The sequence below is a fragment of the Acidovorax sacchari genome, from assembly GCF_042847045.1.
In the GTDB taxonomy this organism is placed as follows: Bacteria; Pseudomonadota; Gammaproteobacteria; order Burkholderiales; family Burkholderiaceae_C; genus Paracidovorax; species Paracidovorax sacchari.
Map to the genome: position 1 here is coordinate 3,863,488 of NZ_AP035783.1, position 19,649 is coordinate 3,883,136.

At 68.1% G+C, this 19,649-nt stretch carries 22 protein-coding genes; 8 read left to right on the plus strand and 14 right to left on the minus strand.

Annotated features, from left to right (window positions below):
- Nucleotides 1-53 precede the first annotated feature (53 nt).
- A complete protein-coding gene (locus ACGHC0_RS17085; RefSeq protein WP_415266260.1) occupies nt 54-557 on the plus strand; it encodes a copper chaperone PCu(A)C in 504 nt (167 codons plus the stop codon).
- Nucleotides 558-684: 127 nt separating this feature from the next.
- On the plus strand, nt 685-1,917 hold the full coding sequence (locus tag ACGHC0_RS17090; RefSeq protein ID WP_415266261.1) for a multidrug effflux MFS transporter: 1,233 nt from the start codon (nt 685-687) through the stop codon (nt 1,915-1,917).
- A 30-nt stretch (nt 1,918-1,947) separates the two neighbouring features.
- On the opposite strand, the gene ACGHC0_RS17095 is transcribed toward ACGHC0_RS17090, so the two are convergent.
- From ACGHC0_RS17095 to orn, 3 genes are all read right to left on the minus strand, one after another.
- Complete coding sequence (locus tag ACGHC0_RS17095) at nt 1,948-3,411, minus strand: diguanylate cyclase domain-containing protein (protein ID WP_368352110.1); 1,464 nt, start codon at nt 3,409-3,411, stop codon at nt 1,948-1,950.
- Nucleotides 3,412-3,577: 166 nt separating this feature from the next.
- Nucleotides 3,578-5,434, minus strand: coding sequence for a DEAD/DEAH box helicase (locus ACGHC0_RS17100; protein WP_415266262.1), 1,857 nt, complete (start codon nt 5,432-5,434; stop codon nt 3,578-3,580).
- A 284-nt stretch (nt 5,435-5,718) separates the two neighbouring features.
- Nucleotides 5,719-6,300 (minus strand): oligoribonuclease, encoded by a 582-nt coding sequence (gene orn / locus ACGHC0_RS17105; protein ID WP_415266263.1) that lies wholly within the window; start codon nt 6,298-6,300, stop codon nt 5,719-5,721.
- Nucleotides 6,301-6,374: 74 nt separating this feature from the next.
- On the opposite strand from orn, the gene ACGHC0_RS17110 reads away from it, so the two are divergent.
- The 3 genes from ACGHC0_RS17110 to rsgA are packed head-to-tail and all read left to right on the plus strand — an operon-like array spanning nt 6,375 to nt 9,040.
- On the plus strand, nt 6,375-7,703 hold the full coding sequence (locus ACGHC0_RS17110; RefSeq protein ID WP_415266264.1) for a M48 family metallopeptidase: 1,329 nt from the start codon (nt 6,375-6,377) through the stop codon (nt 7,701-7,703).
- Nucleotides 7,694-8,044, plus strand: a complete 351-nt coding sequence (locus tag ACGHC0_RS17115) for a 4a-hydroxytetrahydrobiopterin dehydratase (RefSeq protein ID WP_415268431.1) — start codon at nt 7,694-7,696, stop codon at nt 8,042-8,044. Before ACGHC0_RS17110 ends, ACGHC0_RS17115 begins: the two co-directional genes overlap by 10 nt.
- Nucleotides 8,045-8,062: 18 nt before the next feature.
- Complete coding sequence (gene rsgA, locus ACGHC0_RS17120) at nt 8,063-9,040, plus strand: ribosome small subunit-dependent GTPase A (RefSeq protein WP_415266265.1); 978 nt, start codon at nt 8,063-8,065, stop codon at nt 9,038-9,040.
- A 42-nt stretch (nt 9,041-9,082) separates the two neighbouring features.
- On the opposite strand, the gene ACGHC0_RS17125 is transcribed toward rsgA, so the two are convergent.
- From ACGHC0_RS17125 to rpsP, 6 genes are all read right to left on the minus strand, one after another.
- Nucleotides 9,083-10,075: a CobD/CbiB family protein gene (locus tag ACGHC0_RS17125; protein WP_415266266.1), complete on the minus strand. Its 993-nt coding sequence runs from the start codon at nt 10,073-10,075 to the stop codon at nt 9,083-9,085.
- Nucleotides 10,076-10,143: 68 nt separating this feature from the next.
- Nucleotides 10,144-10,863 (minus strand): CoA pyrophosphatase, encoded by a 720-nt coding sequence (locus ACGHC0_RS17130; RefSeq protein WP_368352117.1) that lies wholly within the window; start codon nt 10,861-10,863, stop codon nt 10,144-10,146.
- A gap of 121 nt (nt 10,864-10,984) precedes the next feature.
- Nucleotides 10,985-11,371, minus strand: a complete 387-nt coding sequence (gene rplS, locus ACGHC0_RS17135; RefSeq protein WP_368352118.1) for a 50S ribosomal protein L19 — start codon at nt 11,369-11,371, stop codon at nt 10,985-10,987.
- Nucleotides 11,372-11,516: 145 nt separating this feature from the next.
- A complete protein-coding gene (trmD, locus tag ACGHC0_RS17140; protein ID WP_368352119.1) occupies nt 11,517-12,284 on the minus strand; it encodes a tRNA (guanosine(37)-N1)-methyltransferase TrmD in 768 nt (255 codons plus the stop codon).
- Nucleotides 12,285-12,291: 7 nt separating this feature from the next.
- Complete coding sequence (rimM, locus tag ACGHC0_RS17145) at nt 12,292-12,867, minus strand: ribosome maturation factor RimM (protein WP_368352120.1); 576 nt, start codon at nt 12,865-12,867, stop codon at nt 12,292-12,294.
- A gap of 104 nt (nt 12,868-12,971) precedes the next feature.
- Nucleotides 12,972-13,229 carry a 30S ribosomal protein S16 gene (gene rpsP / locus ACGHC0_RS17150; RefSeq protein WP_368352121.1) on the minus strand — a complete coding sequence of 86 codons (258 nt, stop codon included), beginning with the start codon at nt 13,227-13,229 and terminating at the stop codon, nt 12,972-12,974.
- A gap of 123 nt (nt 13,230-13,352) precedes the next feature.
- Here rpsP and ACGHC0_RS17155 point away from each other — a divergent pair, with 123 nt between their 5' ends.
- Both ACGHC0_RS17155 and ACGHC0_RS17160 read left to right on the plus strand, forming a co-directional pair.
- On the plus strand, nt 13,353-13,874 hold the full coding sequence (locus tag ACGHC0_RS17155) for a GNAT family N-acetyltransferase (protein WP_368352122.1): 522 nt from the start codon (nt 13,353-13,355) through the stop codon (nt 13,872-13,874).
- Nucleotides 13,871-14,344 carry a TM2 domain-containing protein gene (locus tag ACGHC0_RS17160; protein WP_107160745.1) on the plus strand — a complete coding sequence of 158 codons (474 nt, stop codon included), beginning with the start codon at nt 13,871-13,873 and terminating at the stop codon, nt 14,342-14,344. The genes ACGHC0_RS17155 and ACGHC0_RS17160 overlap by 4 nt, the downstream gene beginning before the upstream one ends.
- Nucleotides 14,345-14,359: 15 nt before the next feature.
- On the opposite strand, the gene ACGHC0_RS17165 is transcribed toward ACGHC0_RS17160, so the two are convergent.
- Together ACGHC0_RS17165 and ACGHC0_RS17170 are read right to left on the minus strand one after the other, a co-directional pair.
- A complete protein-coding gene (locus ACGHC0_RS17165; protein ID WP_013595669.1) occupies nt 14,360-15,370 on the minus strand; it encodes an inorganic phosphate transporter in 1,011 nt (336 codons plus the stop codon).
- Nucleotides 15,371-15,399: 29 nt separating this feature from the next.
- Nucleotides 15,400-16,047 (minus strand): DUF47 domain-containing protein, encoded by a 648-nt coding sequence (locus tag ACGHC0_RS17170; protein WP_368352123.1) that lies wholly within the window; start codon nt 16,045-16,047, stop codon nt 15,400-15,402.
- 317 nt (nt 16,048-16,364) lie between these two features.
- On the opposite strand from ACGHC0_RS17170, the gene ACGHC0_RS17175 reads away from it, so the two are divergent.
- Complete coding sequence (locus ACGHC0_RS17175) at nt 16,365-16,967, plus strand: outer membrane beta-barrel protein (protein ID WP_368352124.1); 603 nt, start codon at nt 16,365-16,367, stop codon at nt 16,965-16,967.
- 59 nt (nt 16,968-17,026) lie between these two features.
- Here ACGHC0_RS17175 and ACGHC0_RS17180 read toward each other — a convergent pair whose 3' ends face one another.
- From ACGHC0_RS17180 to ACGHC0_RS17190, 3 genes are read right to left on the minus strand one after another with little or no spacing between them, the layout of a single operon-like run.
- Entirely contained in the window at nt 17,027-17,755 is a 729-nt protein-coding gene (locus ACGHC0_RS17180) for an ABC transporter ATP-binding protein (RefSeq protein ID WP_368352125.1), read from the minus strand.
- 2 nt (nt 17,756-17,757) lie between these two features.
- On the minus strand, nt 17,758-18,540 hold the full coding sequence (locus tag ACGHC0_RS17185; RefSeq protein WP_368352126.1) for an ABC transporter ATP-binding protein: 783 nt from the start codon (nt 18,538-18,540) through the stop codon (nt 17,758-17,760).
- A gap of 24 nt (nt 18,541-18,564) precedes the next feature.
- On the minus strand, nt 18,565-19,641 hold the full coding sequence (locus tag ACGHC0_RS17190) for an ABC transporter permease subunit (protein ID WP_368352127.1): 1,077 nt from the start codon (nt 19,639-19,641) through the stop codon (nt 18,565-18,567).
- Nucleotides 19,642-19,649 lie beyond the last annotated feature (8 nt).

A 19,649-nucleotide genomic window follows, 5' to 3' on the forward strand; every position in this document is an offset into this window, starting at 1 on the left:
GCAGGCCTCCCCATCCGGGCGCTGCACTGCGCCTCCTGAACGACCATCACACCATGCAACGCATCCTTTCCTCTTCCCTGATTGCCATCGCCGCCCTGGCCAGCCTGGCGGCACACGGCCAGACCGCCACCGTCCAGGACGCCTGGGTCCGGGCCACCGTGCCCCAGCAGAAGGCCACTGGCGCCTTCATGAAAATCACCGCCGCCAGGCCGATGAAGCTCGTCGGCGTGAAGTCCCCCGCAGCCCCCGTGGCGGAAATCCACGAAATGCGGCTGCAGGACAACGTCATGAAAATGCGGCCCGTGGACAAGCTCGATCTCCCCGCAGGCCAGGCCGTGGAACTCAAGCCCGGCGGCTACCACGTCATGCTCATGGACTTGCCCAAGCCGGTGAAGGCGGGCGACACCGTGCCCCTGCAGCTCGTGCTGGAAGGCGCAGACGGCCAGCGCCAGACGGTGGACGTGCAGGCGTCCGTGCGCGCCCTGGGCACGACCGGGACCAACGCCCCGGCGCAGGACGCACCCGCCCATGCGGGCCACGGCGCGCACCAGCACTGACGCCGGGGAGACGCAGGCCGGCCGCCGGCCTGCAGCGCCGCCCCGATAATGGAAATCGCCCGCCCGCCGGTGCCCCGCACCGCGCGGGCCGCACCCTCCCCGCCCCCAGCCCCGTCCTGCTTCCGCCATGAATCCAGACGCCCACCATCTCTGGCGCGCCCCGCGCTGGACCCTCGCCGTCCTGCTGGCCGTGCTGGGCATGCTGGGGCCGTTCTCGATCGACACCTACATACCGGCGTTCTCGGGCATCGCGGCGGCCCTGGGCGCCACGCCGGTGCAGATGCAGCAGACGCTGTCGGCCTACCTGTTCGGCTTCGCGTTCATGACGCTGTTCCACGGAGCACTGTCCGACAGCTTCGGGCGCAGGCCGGTGGTGCTCTGGGGCATCGCCGTGTTCACGCTGGCTTCCGCAGGCTGCGCCCTGTCGCAAAGCATCGGCCAGCTGGTGCTGTTCCGCGCGCTGCAGGGCCTGTCGGCCGGCGCGGGCATCGTGGTCTCGCGGGCGGTGATCCGCGACATGTTCCCGCCCGCCCAGGCCCAGCAGGTGATGAGCCAGGTCACCATCTATTTCGGGGTGGCGCCAGCCATCGCCCCCATCGTGGGCGGATGGCTGTTCGTCCATGCGGGCTGGCACAGCGTGTTCTGGTTCCTCACCGGCGTGGGGCTGCTGCTCTGGATCGCCAACTACCGCCTGCTGCCCGAAACATTGCATGCGGACCACCGCCAGCCCTTCAACGCCCGCCACCTGCTCCAGGGCTACTGGCAACTGGGCTCCAGCCCGCGCTTCCTGCTGCTGGCGCTCGCCAGCGGCGTGCCGTTCAACGGCATGTTCCTCTACGTGCTCGCGGCCCCCGCCTTCCTCGGCGAGCACCTGCACCTGTCGCCCACGCACTTCTTCTGGTTCTTCATACTGACCATCTCGGGCATCATGGGCGGCGCCTGGCTCAGCGGCCGCCTGGCGGGCCGCATCGCGCCCAAGCGCCAGATACGGCACGGCTTCCTCATCATGTTCGTCATGTCCCTGCTGAACCTGGCCGCCAACGCGCTGTTCACGGCGCACGTCTCGTGGGCGCTGTTTCCCATCGCGGTCTTCGCGTTCGGATGGGCGCTGATGGTGCCCGTGGTCACCCTGCTCGTGCTGGACCTGTACCCCGAGCGCCGCGGCATGGCGTCATCGCTGCAGGCGTTCGTCGGTTCCACCGCCAACGGCCTGGTGGCGGGCGTGGTGGCCCCGCTGGTGATGCACTCCACCCTGCTGCTGGCCTGCGCATCGCTGGCGATGATGTGCGTGGGCCTGGTGGCCTGGGTCTATCTGCACCACCGCTGGCCGGACATCGGCCGCGTGGCCACCGCCGCCTGAAGCCGGCGCTGCCGGTGGCGCCCGCGTCAGTCAGCCGCGGCGGCGTTCCAGCCCCGCCTGCTGGTAGTAGCGCAGCTTCTCCGCATACATGGCCTGGTCGGCACGGTGCACGGCCGCCTCGACCTGGTCGCCCGTGGCCGCGATGGCCGTCCCGATCGCCAGGCTCAGCGGCTTGCCGGGATAGAACTGGTTGTTGAGCTCCAGCAGCGATGCGACCCGGTCGGTGACAGCCTGTGCGCCGCGCTCGTCGCAGGCCGGCAGCAGCAGGGCGAATTCATCGCCCCCGATGCGTGCGGCGCAATCCGGGGAATCCACCGCCTTGATGAGCACCTCGCCCACGCGGCGCAGCATCGCGTCGCCGGCCGCATGGCCATACTCGTCGTTGATGGCCTTGAGCCCGTTCATGTCCACCACCACCACCGCCACCGGCCAGGGGCCCTTGCGGACGAGCCGGTTCAGTTCCTCCATGTAGAAGGCGCGGTTGCGCAACTGGGTGAGCACATCGTGCTTGCCGAGGTACTCCAGATAGGCCTCCGCCTTCTTGCGCGCCGTGATGTCCACCAGCGACAGCAACACCATGGACCAGTCGTGCCTGCGTTCGTCCAGCACGGCGAACTGCATGTGGATGTACACCGGCTCACCGGAGAGGCTGTAGTTCACGACCTCGCGCTGCTGCACCAGCCGGCCGTCCCACAGGTCGAGCAACTGCTCGGCGAACGACTCGGCCATCTCCCCGCGGAACACCTTGCCGATCTGCTGGAGCAGCTGCTCCTTGCTGTCGGCGCCGAACATCTCCAGCGTCTGCTGGTTCACGTCGATGACGCGGATCTCCTGCATGCAGCGCGTGACGAACTCCGGATGCACCTTCAGGAACGTCTTGAAATCGCGGATGCCCTGCGAGCGCACGTCGTCGAGCAGGCGCTTGACGCAGCTGAAATCCTCCACCCACAGCGACACCGGCGAATGCTCGAACAGGCCGCGAGCGTATTGCTCGCTGCGCAGCAGCGCCGTGCCGGCGCGGATCTGCTCGGTGTTGTCTTCGAGCGAAATCAGCACGCGGTCCCAGCGGTCCTCATGGCCCGGCAGGATGCGGCCGCGGATATGCACATCGAGGCGGCGGCCGTCGAGCGCGTAGTTGACCGTCTGGTTGGAGAACTCCAGCGAACCGGACCACAGTTGCCGCAGCTCGGAGATCGCCTGCTCGAACATGTCGCCGCGGAACACCTGGTCCAGCGAAGCCAGCAGCGTGGCCTGGTCGGGCGCCGCGAACAGCTGCAGCGTGCGCCGGTTCACCTGGAGCACCTTCAGGCTCGCGCCGTACTGCTGCATCCGCGCGGGGTCCTCCCGCACATGGGCCTCGGCATCCACCACTCCCTCGCTGCGCCAGCCGTCGAGCAGCGACTTCAACGCGCTGAAGTCCTCCAGCCACAGCGACACCGGGGCCAGGTCGAACATGTGTTCAAAATCGTTGTCCGACGAGGGAGTAAAGGTCATTTTTCGGAAAACTCCTTGCAGAGGGGCTGGGGCGCATCCATACCGGTGCGCGGCCTGCCCTGGGGAGATGGATTATCGGCCGCACCCGCGTACGGCAAGCCCCCGCGCCGTGGCATGGACGAAAAAAAGCCAGCCTCCAGGGCTGGCCTTCGCGGTCATGCGGACCTCAGCGCGCCGGACGCGCCGGGCGCTTGCGCGCATCGTGCGGCGCGAACGACGGCTTGCCGCCACCCGCCCCGGGTTTGGCGAAAGCCGGCTTGCGGGGAGCGAAATCCCCGCCCCGGCCACCGCCCTCGCCGCGGCTGCCGCCGAAGCCGCCACGCGCCGGCTCGCCGAAGCCCTGCTTGCGGCCATAGCCCTCGCCGTCGCGGCGCGGACCGAAACCACGCTGGTCATCGCGCGGAGCGAAGCCCCGCTGATCCTCGCGGGGTGCGAAACCGCGCTGATCGTCCCGGGGAGCGAAGCCCCGGCTGTCATCGCGGCCACGGCCATGGCGGTCGCCGAACCCACCCCGGCCGCCACCTGCGGGACGGCGGTCGCGGAAGCCGCCACCGTCACGGCCGCGGCCGCCGAACTCGGAGCGCGCCTGCGGAGGACGCTGCTGGGGCTCCAGCCCCGGAATCACTTCGGCCTTGAACGGCTGCTTGCTGTAGCCCTCGATGTCGAAGATCTTGCGGCGATCGCGGAATTCCGCGAACGTCACCGCCAGGCCGTCGCGGCCCGCGCGGCCCGTGCGGCCGATGCGGTGGGTGTAATCCTCGGCCTTCATCGGCAGGCCGAAGTTGAACACGTGGGTAATGGTCGGCACATCGATGCCGCGGGCCGCCACGTCGGTGGCCACGAGGATCTGCACCTGTCCATTGCGCAGCGCCATCAGGCGCCGGTTGCGCAGGCCCTGGCTGAGGGCACCGTGCAGCGCCACGGCGGAAAAGCCGTCCTGCTGCAGGTCGTTGGCCAAGCCATCGCACTCCACCTGCGTGCTGGCGAACACCACCGCCTGGTTGATGGAGGTGTCGCGCAGCCAGTGGTCCAGCATCTTGCGCTTGTGCTGCGCGTTGTCGGCCCAGAACAGCACCTGCTTGATGTTGGCGTGCTTCTCCTGCGGGGAGTCGATCTGCACCTTCTTCACCGAGGCGCCGCCGTCGTGCATGACGCGCATCGCCAGCTGCTGGATGCGGGGCGCGAAGGTCGCGCTGAACATCATCGTCTGCTTGCGCTGGCTGGTGAGTTCATTGATCTCGGCAAGGTCGTCGGAGAAGCCGAGATCCAGCATGCGGTCGGCCTCGTCCACCACCAGGAACTGCACCTGGTCGAGCTTGAGCTGCATCGAGCGCTGCAGGTCCAGCAGGCGGCCGGGCGTCGCCACCACGAGGTCGGCGTTCTGCAGCTTGGCGATCTGCAGCTGGTAGGGGATGCCGCCCACCACGTTCGCCACGCGCAGGCCGCGGCAATGGCGCACGAGCTCGATCGCGTCGTGGGCCACCTGCTGGGCGAGTTCGCGGGTGGGGCACAGGATCAGGGCGCCGGGGGTGGCCGCCTTGAAGTGGCGCGGATTGGTCGGGTCCTTGCGCTTGGCGCGCTTGGGAGCGGGCTCGCCGCGGGCCGCGGCCTCGGCCGCAGCCGCCTCGTATTCGGCACGGGCGGCCGCCTGGGCCGCGGCCTGCTGGCCGATCAGCGTATGCAGCACGGGCAGCAGGAACGCCGCCGTCTTGCCGCTGCCGGTCTGGCTGGAGACCATCAGGTCGATGAACTTGCCGGCGTCGTCACCGGCCCCCATGGCCAGCGGAATGGCGCGTTCCTGTACGCCCGTGGGCTGGGTGTAGCCCAGGTCGGCCACGGCCTGCACGAGTTCGGGGGCGAGGCCCAGTTCGACGAAGCCGTTGGGGGCTTCCGGGGCCTGGGGCGCAGCGGCGTCAGCAGCAGTGTCCGCGGCCAGGGCCACGGGTGCCATGGCTTCGGTTTCGGCCACGAAAGAGGTATCTGCAGGCGCGAAAGCGCCCTGCACTTGCAAAGTGTCGGTCATGTCTATGTTTCTCACACGAAGACGAACGCAGGCAAAGAGGCCTGCGCGGGCTCCGTCAATGGTTAAAAAACATCAACCATTCAACAGAACCGGCGCCCGGTGTGTCGGGGCAGGTGAGCATTGGTGCGGAAGATCATGCAGCGAACCCTGGAAGATTCGCCGCCGTCCGCGGCCCGGTGTGAAGGGGAGATGCGCAAATCGCGCGGACCGGAAGTTGCATCCGATGTTTTTCCGCGCAAGCCTGCAATTATCGCACGATTCGGGTTTTCCCGCAAACGGTGCGGTCAGGGCACCAGCAGGTGCTTGCGGTAGTGCGCCAGTTCCTCGATGGATTCGTACACATCGGCGAGCGCGGTGTGCTTCTGCGCCTTCTTGAAGCTGGCGTACACCTCGGGCTTCCAGCGCCGGGACAATTCCTTGAGGGTGCTCACGTCCACGTTGCGGTAATGGAAGAACGCTTCCAGCTTCGGCATGTAGCGCACCAGGAAACGCCGGTCCTGGCCGATGCTGTTGCCGCACATGGGTGCCACGCCCTTGCGCACGTAGCGCGCGAGAAACTCCAGGATGGCCTGCTCGGCTTCGGCTTCCGTGACCGTGGAGGCCCGCACCTTCTCGATGAGACCGCTGCGTCCGTGCGTGCCCTTGTTCCAGGCGTCCATGCCATCCAGCAGGGCGTCGGACTGGTGGATGACGAACACCGGCCCCTCCACCCGCGGCTCCAGTTCCGGGCCGGTGACCACGACGGCGATCTCCAGCAGGCGATCCTTCTCGGGATCGAGCCCCGTCATCTCGCAGTCGAGCCAGACGAAGTTCAGGTCGGATTTGGGAAGGACGGGAGGAACGGAGACGGATGCGGTATCGGACATGGCCCGGATTGTCTCCCAAGGCGGAACGCCCTGCCGCCGCGATGCCGGTCCGCGAAGCCCTAAACTCCCGGTACATGCCTCCCGCACCCGATACCGCCTTCTACTTCACCACGCCCGCCGGCCTGCTGACCGCGTCCTTCGCCCTGCTGCTGGCCGCCGGCCTGCTGGTGCGCTTCTGGCTGGCGTCCCGGCAGATCCGGCACGTCGCGCGCCACCGCAATACCGTCCCGGAGCCGTTCGCCGGGCGCATCCCCCTCGCCGCCCACCAGAAAGCCGCGGATTACACCATCGCCAAGGCCCGCCTGGGCCTGCTGGAAGCCGCCCTGGGCGCTGCCGTGCTGCTGGGCTGGACGCTGCTGGGCGGACTGAACGCGCTCAACCAGGCTCTGCTGTCCGTGCTGGACGGCGGCATGGTGCAGCAGATCGCATTGCTGGCGGCGTTCGCGCTGGTGAGCGGGCTCATCGACCTGCCCCTCGCGGCCTACCAGACCTTCGTGCTCGAAGAGCGCTTCGGCTTCAACAAGACCACGCCGCGCCTCTGGCTGAAGGACCTGGCGCAGTCCACGCTGATGGGCGCCGTGATCGGGCTGCCGCTGGCCGCGCTGATCCTCTGGCTCATGGGGGCCGCGGGCGCCCTGTGGTGGCTCTGGGCCTGGGGCGCCTGGGTGGCTTTCAGCCTGGCGCTGATGGTGATCTATCCGCTGTTCATCGCACCGCTCTTCAACCGCTTCCAGCCGCTGGAGGACGAATCCCTCAAGGCCCGCGTCACGTCGCTCATGCAGCGCTGCGGCTTCGCGGCCAAGGGACTGTTCGTGATGGACGGCAGCCGGCGCAGCGCCCATGCCAACGCGTACTTCACGGGCTTCGGGGCCGCGAAGCGGGTGGTGTTCTACGACACCCTGCTGCGCCAGCTCGGGCCGGACGAGGTCGAGGCCGTGCTCGCGCACGAACTCGGCCACTTCAAGCACCGCCACATCGCCAGGCGCATGGCAGGCGTGTTCGCGATGGCACTGCTCGGTTTCGCGCTGCTGGGCTGGCTCTCGGGGCAGACCTGGTTCTACGAAGGCCTGGGCGTGCAGCCCGCCGCCCTGCTGCCGGGCCAGCCGGCAGGCTCGGCTGCCAACGACGCGCTGGCGCTGCTGCTGTTCCTGCTGGCCACGCCCGTGCTGACCTTCTTCGTCTCCCCGGTTTTCGCCCAATTGTCGCGCCGCGACGAATTCGAGGCGGATGCCTATGCCATGGCGCAGGCCGAAGGCAGCGCCCTCGCCTCCGCATTGCTCAAGCTCTACGAGGACAACGCCTCCACGCTCACACCGGACCCGGTGTACGCGGGGTTCTACTACTCCCACCCGCCGGCCAGCGAACGGCTGGCCCGCATGCCCCTTCCCCAGCCATCGACATGACCTCCATGCTCACCAAGAAAGATTGGTCCGCCCACGCACGCCGTGCGCTCAGCCCCACCGAAATCGTCGCGCGCCTGGCGGACCTGCAGGGCTGGGCCCTGAGCGGCGACGGCGCCGCGGTCGCGATCGAGAAGACCTACCGCTTCGCGAATTACTACGAGACCATCTCGTTCGTGAACGCCGTCGCCTTCATCGCGAATGCGCAGGACCACCACCCGGACCTGTCCGTGCATTACGACCGCTGCGTGGTCCGCCTGAACACCCACGACGTGAAGGGCATCTCCACCACCGACCTCGAATGCGCCGCGCGCTTCGACGCGCTGCTGGCGGCCTCCGAATGACGGCCCGACCGGCGACCCATGGCTGAGCGCTCGGCCCCCCTCGAAGGCCTGGTCGTCGCCAGCCACGGCCGCCACTGCCTGGTCGAAAGCCCCGACGGCTCGCGGCGCATCTGCCATCCGCGCGGCAAGAAGAGCCAGGCGGTCGTCGGCGACCGCGTGCTCTGGCAGGCCCCGCCCCCCGGCCAGGGCGACGAAGGCACGATCGAGAAAGTGCTGGAGCGCCGCAACCTGTTCTACCGGCAGGACGAGATCCGCACCAAATCGTTCGCCGCCAACCTGGACCAGGTGCTGATCCTCATCGCCGCCGAGCCGGTGTTCTCCGAAAGCCAGCTCGCGCGGGCGCTGATCGCGGCGGAAGCAGAACGCATCGCCCCGGTCATCGCCCTCAACAAGAGCGACCTGGTCGAGCCCTTCGAGCGGGCCTGGGCGCGGCTCTGGCCGTACCGGCACATGTGTGGCGACGGCGCCGGGCGGCACCACTACCAGGTGCTGCCGCTCTCGCTCACCCACTCGGCGGAGGTGGACCATGCAGCGCTGCGCGAGCAACTGCAGGGCAAGACCACGCTGGTGCTCGGCCCCTCCGGATCGGGCAAGAGCACGCTCATCAACCTGCTGGTGCCGCATGCGTCGGCGGTGACGGGAGAAATATCCCAGGCGCTCAATTCAGGCAGGCACACCACCACCACCACCACGTGGTACTGGGTGGACCCGCAGGATCGCACCACGGCCCTCATCGACTCCCCGGGCTTCCAGGAATTCGGACTGCACCACATCGGTGCCGCGGACCTGGCCCGGCTCATGCCGGACATCGGCCAGCACGCGGGCGAGTGCCGCTTCTACAACTGCACCCATCTGCACGAGCCCGGCTGCGCCGTCATGGCGCACGTGGACGAGCCCGATGCCTCGCCGGTCCCGGGTTCGGGCCGCATCGGCGCGAACCGCTACCAGATCTACCGCCAGCTGTACGAGGAACTGAGCGCGCACCGCCACTGGTGAGCGGTGCAGCAGAGGGCTGGCGCCCGGGGCAGCGCCCCGGTTTCAGCCGAGCAGGCGGGCCAGGGTGAGCAGGGCAAGCAACAGCATCCACACCACGACAGACCGCCACACCAGGCCCACGACGCCGCGCAGGTGGGCCACCTCGGGCTCCCTGCCCGGGGTGCTGTCGCCGCCGGCCGGCCCGGGCTCGGGCGGCAGCACGCCCTCGCCCAGCGCGTCCTGCCGTGCCTGCAGGGCTTCGCCGCCGAGGCGCACATTGATGGCGCCGGCGGTGGCCGCCAGGATCACGCCGTCGTTGTCATTGGGAAAATGCTGCGCATGGAAGCGCCAGCCGTCGATGGCCTCCTCGAAGCTGCCCACCACGGCGAAGCTGAGGGCCGTGAGGCGTGCGGGCAGCCAGTCCACCACCGTCCAGGCCTGGGCGGATGCACGCTGCAGCGGCTCGCTGCCGGGATGCACGAGGCTGGCGCCGCGTCCACCTGCCTTCCAGTAGCGGGACACGAATTCCGCGAGCCGGTAGAACACCGCGCCCGCGGGGCCCAGGCCCAGCGCCGCCAGGATGGAGAACCAGGCCAGCACCCCGAAGACGTGGCGGTGCGCCGCGATCACGGAATACTCGATCACGTGCCGCACGATCTCGCTGCGCGGCAGCAGGCCCACGTCCACCTGCTGCCAGGCGGCCAGGCGGGCCCGGGCGGCGTCCTCGTCGCGCTCTTCCAGCGCATCCCGGATGTTCGTGAAATGGTGGCTGAACTGCCGGAAGCCGAGCGTGAGATAGAGCACGGCGATGCTCCACACCACGGCGGCCGGCCAGCCGATGGCCACCATCAGCAGCCAGTGCCCCCCCAGCACGGCCAGCGACGGCACGCACACCGCGAGGGTCCATGCCACCCAGCCATGGTGCGGCTTGCCCGCATCGAAATTGCGGCTCACGGACAGCGCCCACGCGCGCACGCCGGCATGGATCGGGTTGCTGCGGGCCAGCGGGCGGGCCTGCTCGATCAGCAACGCCATGAGGATGGCAAAGAAGCTCATGCCGGCAATCATACTGGGCCGTAACCACAGGAAACATGGTGGCCAGCCCTCTTCCGGCGGGCGGCCGCTCAGGCCAGCAGGAACCGGTAGAAATTGCGCAGCATGCCCGCCGTCGCACCCCAGATGAAGTGGGTCTTGCCCGTCACCGGATCGGTGTAGGGCATGGAAAACCATTCGCGGCGGGCGCCGCCGATGTCCAGGGCATGGCGCCGGTGGTTCGACGGGTCCAGCAGGAAGGCCAGCGGCACCTCGAAGATGTCGGCCACTTCATAAGGGTTGGGCTCGAAGCTGCCCTCCGGACGGACCAGCGCGACCACGGGCGTGACGAGGAAGGCCGTGCCGGTGGCATAGACGGGCAGCGTGCCCAGCACCTCCGCCCTGCCGCTGTCGAGGCCCACTTCTTCGCGTGCCTCGCGCAGCGCGGCGGCGGCGGCATCCGCATCGCCCGGATCGACGCGCCCGCCCGGGAAGGCCACCTGCCCCGAATGGTTGGACAGATGCGCGGTGCGCTCCGTCAACAGCACGGTCGGCTCCTCGCGCAGCATGATCGCCAGCAGCACGGCCGCATCGCGCGGCGCACGGGTCGTCATGGCCCGCTCGCGCAGCACATCGGGCGTCCAGGCCGGCGGCGCGGCGAAGCGCTGGCGCAGCGCCTCGGGCGTCCACACGGCGGCCGGCACCGCGGGCAGGTGGCCGTCCGTCCCCAGCACCGGAACCGTCCGGGGATCGAATCCTGGCAGGGCCGTCAGCGGCCCGGTGGCAGCCGTGGTGGAGGGGGAAGAGGACATGCGTCGGGGTTCTCCGGCGTGGGCAGACAAATGCGGGCGCCGGGGGCGCAGCGCGGCGGCCATGAAAAAAGCCGCTACAGGACCCTGTAGCGGCTTCGGATGCCAGAGCGGCAGCCCGGCCTCAGGCGGCGGGAGCGGCGGCCTTGTTGACGCGCGAAGGCAGCTTTTCCTTGATGCGCGCGGACTTGCCGGAACGGTCGCGCAGGTAGTACAGCTTGGCGCGGCGGACGTCGCCACGGCGCTTCACTTCGATGCTGGCGATCAGCGGGCTGTAGGTCTGGAACGTACGCTCCACGCCTTCGCCGCTGGAGATCTTGCGCACGGTGAAGCCGCTGTTGAGGCCACGGTTGCGCTTGGCGATCACCACGCCTTCGTAGGCCTGCACGCGCTTGCGGTTGCCTTCCACCACGTTCACGCTCACGATGACGGTGTCGCCGGGCGCGAATTCGGGGATGGTCTTGTTCAAGCGGGCGATTTCTTCCTGCTCGAGGGTCTGGATCAGATTCATTGTTGATTTCCTTGCGATCATGGCCGCGCCAGGATTGGCAGGCGTCGGGATTGACGCATGGTGCTGGAAGGCCGCCCCGGCAGCCCTGAGGCCGCGAAAGGAAAGCGTCCGCCAGCGGCCGGACAGAGGATCGGAAAGCCCGCCATTATAGCAAGCCGTTCAGTTTCGCCAAGACGGCTTCATCCGCGCGGTCGAGTCGGCCCGCCGCGCGTGCGGCTTCGACAAGGTCCGGCCGGTGCCGGGCCGTCACGGCAAGCCGCTGGTCGCGCCGCCAGCGCTCGATCTGCGCATGGTGGCCGGACAGCAGCGCAGCGGGCACCGCCTGCCCCTGCCACGACTCCGGCCGGGTGTAGTGCGGGCAATCCAGCAGGCCGTCCAGCGCCGCATTGAAGCTGTCTTCCTGGTGGCTGCCGGCGTCGTTCAGCACGCCGGGCTGCAGCCGGGCCACCGCGTCGAGCAGCGCCATGGCGGGGATCTCGCCGCCGGAAAGGACGAAATCACCCAGGCTCAACTGCACGTCCACGCGGGCATCGACAAACCGCTGGTCCACGCCCTCGTAGCGGCCGCACAGCAGCACTGCGCCGTTGCCGGCGGCCCAGCCTGCCACGCCGTCATGGTCCAGCCTGCGCCCGATCGGCGAGAACATCACCAGCGGCGCCGCGGCATCGGGCGCCTCGCCGCGGTCCGTGCGGATGGCCTGCAGGCAGCGCTCGAGCGGCTCGGCCATCATGACCATGCCCGGCCCTCCGCCGAAGGGGCGGTCGTCCACGCGGCGGTAGTTGCCCTCCGCGTAGTCGCGCGGGTTCCAGAAACGCACGTCCACGAGCCCGGTGGCATAGGCCCGCCGCGTCACGCCGCTGGCGAGAAACGGCGCGAACAGCTCAGGGAACAGCGTGATGACGTCGAAACGCACGGCGGGCTCAATAATCCGGCTGCCAGTCCACCACGATGCGGCGCCCGGCGATGTCCACCTTGTCGACGAAGGCGGAGACGAAGGGAATCATGCGCTCGCCCTCCTTGCCGCCTTCCTGAGGGAACGACAGCACCAGGGTCGTCTGCGGGCCCGTGGCGAGCAGCTCGCGCACCGTGCCGAGCGCGACGCCCTCGCGGTTGACCACCTCCAGGCCGATGAGATCGACCCAGTAGTACTCGTCCTCGGCCGCCGTGGGGAAGCTCGAGCGGGGCACGAAGATGCGGGCACCCCGCAGGGCTTCCGCGGCATCGCGGTCATCCACGCCCTGGGCCTGCGCGACGATGGAGTCGGAGTGCTCGCGCGCCTGGCGGATGGGCAGCAGCACGGTGCCCGTGAAAAAGCTCTTCGCGCCCTTCTCGCTGGGCTGCAGGTACCACCGCTTGGAGGAGAAAAGCGCTTCGGGGTCGGCGCTGTAGGGCAGGACCTTGAACCAGCCCTTGACGCCCCAGGCGTCCGCGATGCGCCCTACTTCCACCGCATCGGCGGGCAGGTCGGCGGGATCGAGAATGGGAAGGGCGGGCATGGTGGAAAGAGGGGATGAAAAGAAAAAAAGCGGGCTCCGTTTGCCGTGGCAACGGAGCCCGCCTCGTTCCGGGAAGATGGATCTCCCGGCGCGACGACCGAGGATCAGGCGGCGACGGCCTTCTTGGCGGCCTGCTTGATCAGGCGCTCGACGGTGTCGGACACCTGGGCGCCCACGCCCTTCCAGTACGTCAGACGGTCCTGGGCGATGCGCAGGCCTTCTTCGCCTTCCTTGGCGGTGGGGTTGTAGAAGCCCAGGCGCTCGATGAAGCGGCCATCGCGGCGCACGCGCTTGTCGGCAACGACGATGTTGAAGAACGGACGGCCCTTGGAGCCGCCGCGGGAGAGTCGAATCACGACCATAATGAATCCTTCGGGTGGGTGACAGCAAAATCTGTCGAGGTTTTGCGGCGTTTGAGACACGCGACATGGCCACCCGGCCAGCGACACGCTGCAAAGCCCGCGATTATATCCACATCCCGACGTATGCCCAACATCCGCCCGAGCCGCGACGAAGATCTTCCCGCCATCACCGCCATCTATGCCCACCATGTGCTGCACGGCACGGGCACTTTCGAGACCGATCCGCCCAGCGCCGCCGACATGGCGGCACGGCGGGCGGACGTGCTGGGGCGCGGCCTGCCCTACCTCGTGGCCGAGGAACAGGGAGAGATCCTCGGCTTCGCCTACGCCAACTGGTTCAAGCCGCGCCCGGCCTACCGCTTTTCCGCGGAAGACTCGATCTACGTGGCGGACGCGGCCCGCGGGCGCGGCGTGGGCCGGCTGCTGCTGGACGAGCTCTGCGGAGCCGCCGAGGCTGCGGGCGTGCGCAAGCTGCTGGCGGTGATCGGCGACTCCGCCAACGCCGGCTCGGTCGGCGTTCACCGCGCCGCCGGCTTCACCGAGATCGGGGTGATGCGCTCGGTCGGCTGGAAGTTCGGCGCGTGGCGCGATGTGGTGCTCATGGAGAAGCCCCTCGGCGCCGCGGACACCACGGCGCCCGAATGAGCCGGACAACGCGCATGGCCCGCCCCAGGAGCAAGACCGCCGCTGCGTGGCTCGCCTTCCTGGGCGGCCCGCTGGGCCTGCACCGCTTCTACCTGCACGGGATGGGCGACCTGTGGGGCTGGATGCTGCCCATCCCCACCGCGCTGGGCATCTACGGCATCCAGCGCGTGCAGCAATGGGGGCAGGACGACCACCTGAGCTGGGTGCTGGTTCCGCTGCTCGGCTTCACCATCGCCGGCTGCGCCCTGCGGGCCATCCTCTACGGGCTGATGCCGCCGGAGCGCTGGAATGCCCGGTTCAATCCCGCCGGGGACCCCGAAGCACCCGCGGGGCGCACGCGCTGGGCGACGGTGTTCGCGATCGCGCTGGCGCTGATGGTCGGAACGGCCGTGCTGATGGCGAGCCTGGCGTTCAGCTTCCAGCGCTACTTCGAGTACCAGATCGAGGAAGCGCGCAAGATCTCGCAGTGACGCCGGGCAGCCTGGTCAGTACATCTGCAGGCTGATCCAGTAGGCGATGGCGGCGACGAAGGCGCTGGCGGGAATCGTGAGGATCCACGCCCAGACGATGTTGCCGGCCACGCCCCAGCGCACGGCGCTGGCGCGCTGGGTGGAGCCCACGCCGACGATGGCGCCGGTGATGGTGTGGGTGGTGGACACAGGAATGCCCAGGGCCGTGGCAAGGAACAGGGTCATCGCCCCGCCCGTCTCGGCGCAGAAGCCGCCGACGGGCTTGAGCTTGGTGATCTTCTGGCCCATCGTCTTCACGATGCGCCAGCCGCCGAACATGGTGCCCAGGCCGATGGCCATGTAGCACGCGATGATGGTCCAGGTCGGGGGCGCGGTGTCCGAGGCCGAGGCATGCCCGGTGGCGATCAGCAGCAGCCAGATGATGCCGATGGTCTTCTGCGCGTCGTTGCCGCCGTGGCCCAGGCTGTAGGCGCCGGCGGAGAGCAGTTGCAGGCGGCGGAACCACTTGTCCACCTTGCTGGGCCGGGAGCGGCGGAAGATCCACGCGACGGCCACCATCATGAGGGAGCCCAGCAGGAAGCCCAGCAGCGGCGACACGAAGATGAATGCCACGGTCTTGAAGATGCCCCCGGAAATCAGCGACCCGATGCCGCCCTTGGCGATCACCGCCCCCACGATGCCGCCGATCAGTGCGTGCGACGAACTGCTGGGGATGCCGTAGTACCAGGTGATGACGTTCCAGGTGATGGCGCCCACCAGCGCGCCGAAGATCACGTGGGTGTCCACCACCCCGGGCTGCACGATCCCCTTGCCGATGGTGGCGGCCACGCTCAGGTGGAAGACGAAGATCGCGACGAAGTTGAAGAACGCGGCGAAGACGACGGCCTGCGTGGGCTTGAGCACGCCGGTGGAGACGACGGTCGCGATCGAATTGGCGGCGTCGTGGAACCCGTTCATGAAATCGAACAGGATGGCCAGCGCGACCAGGAGGGCGACGACCCACAGGGCGGTTTGTACGGTTTCCATGCTTTGAGAGCGCTTGCGTCCGCCGCGGGTCAGGAGTTCTCGAGGATGATGCCCTCGATGTGGTTCGCCACGTCCTCGCACTTGTCGGTGATGGTTTCCAGCAGCTCGTAGATGGCCTTGAGCTTGAGCACCTCGCGCACGTCGGGCTCTTCGCGGAAGAGCTTGCTCATGGCGCTGCGCATGACGCGGTCGGCGTCGCCTTCCAGGCGGTCGATTTCCTCGCAGGTCTTGAGCGCCGCCTCGGCCACGCCCGGATCGGCGATCTTCTCCAGCAGCTTCACGGCATCGCGCAGCCGCTCGCAGCACTTCAGGCTCAGGTCCGTCAGGCGGGAGATCTCTTCGGTCATGTGGCGCACGTCATAGAGCGCCATGGTTTCCGCCGAGTCCTGGATCAGGTCGGCCACATCGTCCATCGTGTTGATGAGCGAGTGGATCTGCTCGCGGTCGATCGGCGTGATGAAGGTCTTGTGCAGCGTGCGGTTGACCTCGTGGGTCACGCGGTCGGCCGCCCGCTCGGCGTTGTCCACGTCCTGGTTGTACTTGTCGCGCAGGTGCGGGTCGTTGTAGTTGGCGACCAGTTGGGAGAAGGCCCTCGCCGCCTCGACGATGCGGTCCGCATGCTGGTTGAACATCTCGAAAAAATTGCCCTCGCGGGGCAACAGCTTTCCAAACAACATGGGGACTCCTGGACGACTGGCAGGCATGCGCCACATCCGGCGGCTGCCGCATTGTGACGAAATGGTGACGATTTCAAGAAAGGCGCGAGTTTAACCGCGACCGCGATCCCGCTCCGATCCGGGTAGATGCGGCCCGATGCGCAGTGTTGCGCCAGCGCACGTGCTGCTTGTGAGCGCACTCCTACAGACGCGGCACGTGAGTGCCCACAAACCTGCAGCGCCGCGCCCCTTCCAATGGCCCAAGGCCCGCGCGCGGGCCGAGGTGCAGCGACCCACCCTGCCACCGCCCAGCCGCCCTCCCACTACAAGGAAAATCCATGCACACACCGAACCGCTCCCTCCGGCTGCTGTCCTGCGCCCTCGCGCTCGCCTGCGGCACCATGGCCGCCCACGCGCAGGCCAGCCGCGCGACCGGCAACTCCTTCATCCCCGCCACGCAGCAGGGCTACATCGGCCTGAGTGCGGGCCAGTCCAAATACGACCTGCGCAACGGCACCAGCCTCTTCAACTTCGACGACAGCGACACCGGCTGGAAGCTCTATACGGGCGGCTTCTTCCATCCCAACTTCGGCGTGGAGTTCGGCTACCTGAACTTCGGCACCGCCAGCCGCCTCGGTGGAGACACCAAGGCCCAGGGGCTGAATTTCAGCCTGGTGGGCCGTGCGCCGATCGGCGACCAGTTCGACGTCTTCGGCAAGCTCGGCACGACCTACGGCCGCACGAAGACTTCCGGCGATCCCGGCTTCGGCGTGGCCACGGGCAACGACAGCGGCTTCGGGCTGTCCTACGGCGCGGGCGTGCGCTGGGCCTTCAATCCCCAGTGGGCTGCCGTGCTGGAGTGGGAGCGCCACCGCCTGCACTTCGCCGACGGCAAGTCGGACGTGGACATGACGACGATCGGCGTGCAGTACCGGTACTAAACGCAAAAGGCCCCTCGCGGGGCCTTTTTCTCGTCCATGGCGCAGGGCGCCGTCGCGCGTCACTCGCCCAGGTAGGCGGCACGCACGCGCGGATCGTTCAGCAGGTCCTGGCCCGGACCGGTCATGGTGATCAGGCCGGACTCCATCACGTAGCCGCGATCGGCCAGGGCCAGCGCGCGGCTGGCATTCTGCTCGACCAGCACGATGGTCACGCCCAGGGCATAGACGTCGCGCACCACCTCGAAGATCTTGTCCACCATGATGGGAGACAGGCCCATGGAGGGTTCGTCCAGCAGCAGCACCTTGGGCTGGCTCATGAGCGCGCGGCCCATGGCGAGCATCTGCTGCTCGCCGCCGGACATGGTGCCCGCGAGCTGGTCCTTGCGCTCGCGAAGGCGGGGGAAGATGTTGAACATCTTCTCGATGTCGGCCTGGATGCCGGCCTTGTCGTTGCGCGTGTAGGCGCCCATCAGCAGGTTCTCGGTGATGGTCATGCGGGCGAACACGCCGCGGCCCTCGGGAACCATCACCAGCCCCTTCTTCACGAGGTCCCAGGCGCCCTTGCCGCGGATGCTCTCGCCCAGGTAGTGGATGTCGCCGTCGTTCATCGCCAGCGTGCCGGTGATGGCCTTCATCGTCGTGGTCTTGCCGGCGCCGTTGGAGCCGATGAGGGAGACGAGTTCGCCCTCGCGCACCTCGAAGTCCACGCCCTTGACGGCCTGGATGCCGCCGTAGGCCACCTTCAGGCCCTTCACGGACAGCAGTACGTTGTTGGATTTCTCGGCCATGCTCAGTGTCCTCCGGTGCCCAGGTAGGCCTCAATCACTTTTTCATTCTTCTGCACGTCGGCAGGGGTTCCTTCGGCGATCTGCTTGCCGTAGTCGAGCACGGTCACTCGGTCGCACAGGCCCATCACCAGTTTCACGTCGTGCTCGATGAGCAGGATGGTCCGGTTGTCGCGGCGGATGCGGTCGATCAGTTCACGCAGTTGCACCTTCTCGGTGGCGTTCATGCCGGCCGCGGGTTCGTCGAGCGCGATCAGCTGGGGATCGGTGGCCAGGGCGCGCGCGATCTCCAGGCGGCGCTGGTCGCCGTAGGACAGGGTGCGTGCCTTGAAATCGGCGTATTTGCCGATGCCCACGTAGTCGAGCAGTTCCTGCGCGCGCCTGGCGATCGCGGCCTCTTCCTCCTTGAAGGCCTTGGTGCGGAAGACCGCGCCGATGAGGCCGGACTGCGTGCGGATGTGCCGGCCCACCATCACGTTCTCGAGCGCCGTCATCTCTGCGAAGAGGCGGATGTTCTGGAACGTGCGCGCGATGCCCGCCTTGGCGACCTCGTGCACCGCCGTGGGTTCATAGGGCTTGCCGGCCAGCTGGAAGGTGCCGCTGTCGGGCGTGTAGAGGCCCGTGATGACGTTGAAGAAGGTGGTCTTGCCCGCGCCGTTGGGGCCGATGAGGCCGTAGACCTGGCCGCGGCCGATGGTGATGCCGACGTCGGACAGGGCCTGCAGCCCGCCGAAGCGCTTGGAAATACCGGCGACCTGCAGCACCACTTCGTTGGTTGTTTCTGCCATGTTCATTGCTCTCGAAGGGTGTTCTCAGGACTTCTGCACGAGGCTCTTGCCGTGCTCGGGCGACGGCCAGAGGCCGCGCGGGCGCATCAGCATGATGACGATCATGGCCAGCGCGATCAGCAGCTGGCGCAGGATGGCGGAGTCGAGGCGGCCGTCCGTCATGGACTGCAGCGGGCCGGCCACGTAGCGCAGCACCTCGGGCAGTGCGGACAGCAGCACGGCACCCAGGATCACGCCGGGGATGTGGCCGATGCCGCCCAGCACCACCATGGCGACGATCATCACCGACTCCATCAGGCTGAACGACTCGGGCGAGACGAAGCCCTGGAAGGCACCGAACATCGCGCCGGAGACGCCACCGAAGGAAGCGCCCATGCCGAAGGCCAGCAGCTTGAGGTTGCGGGTGTTGATGCCCATGGCCTTGGCGGCGATCTCGTCCTCGCGGATGGCCATCCAGGCACGGCCGATGCGCGAATCCTGCAGCCGGTAGCAGATGATGACGCTGAGCACCACCAGGATCAGGAACAGGTAGTAGTAGAGCGTGACGGAGTTGATGTCGTAGCCGAACACCTCCAGGCGCCGGCCCAGGTCCAGGCCGAAGACCTTGACGGAGTCGATCTGGCCGATGCCCTTGGGGCCGTTGGTCAGGTTGATGGGGTGGTCCAGGTTGTTCAGGAAGATGCGGATGATCTCGCCGAAGCCCAGCGTCACGATGGCGAGGTAGTCGCCGCGCAGCTTGAGCGTGGGCGCCCCCAGCAACGCCCCGAAGATCGCGGCCACCAGCGCGGCCAGCGGTATCACGAGCCAGAGGGAGGTGTGCAGCCCGTTGGGGAACATGGCCGCGAAGCTCGCGAAGGTGTCGGACAGGTGCGGCGACGCCATGAGGCCGAAGAGGTAGGCCCCCACGGCATAGAAGGCCACGTAGCCGAGGTCCAGCAGGCCGGCATAGCCGACCACGATGTTCAGGCCCAGGGCGAGCATGACGTAGAGCAGCGCGAGGTCGGCGATGCGGACCCAGGCGTTGCCGAAGGACTGCAGGATGAGCGGCAGGACGAGCAGCGCGATGGCGCCGATGATCCACTGGGCTTTGTTGTTTTTCATGGGAATGC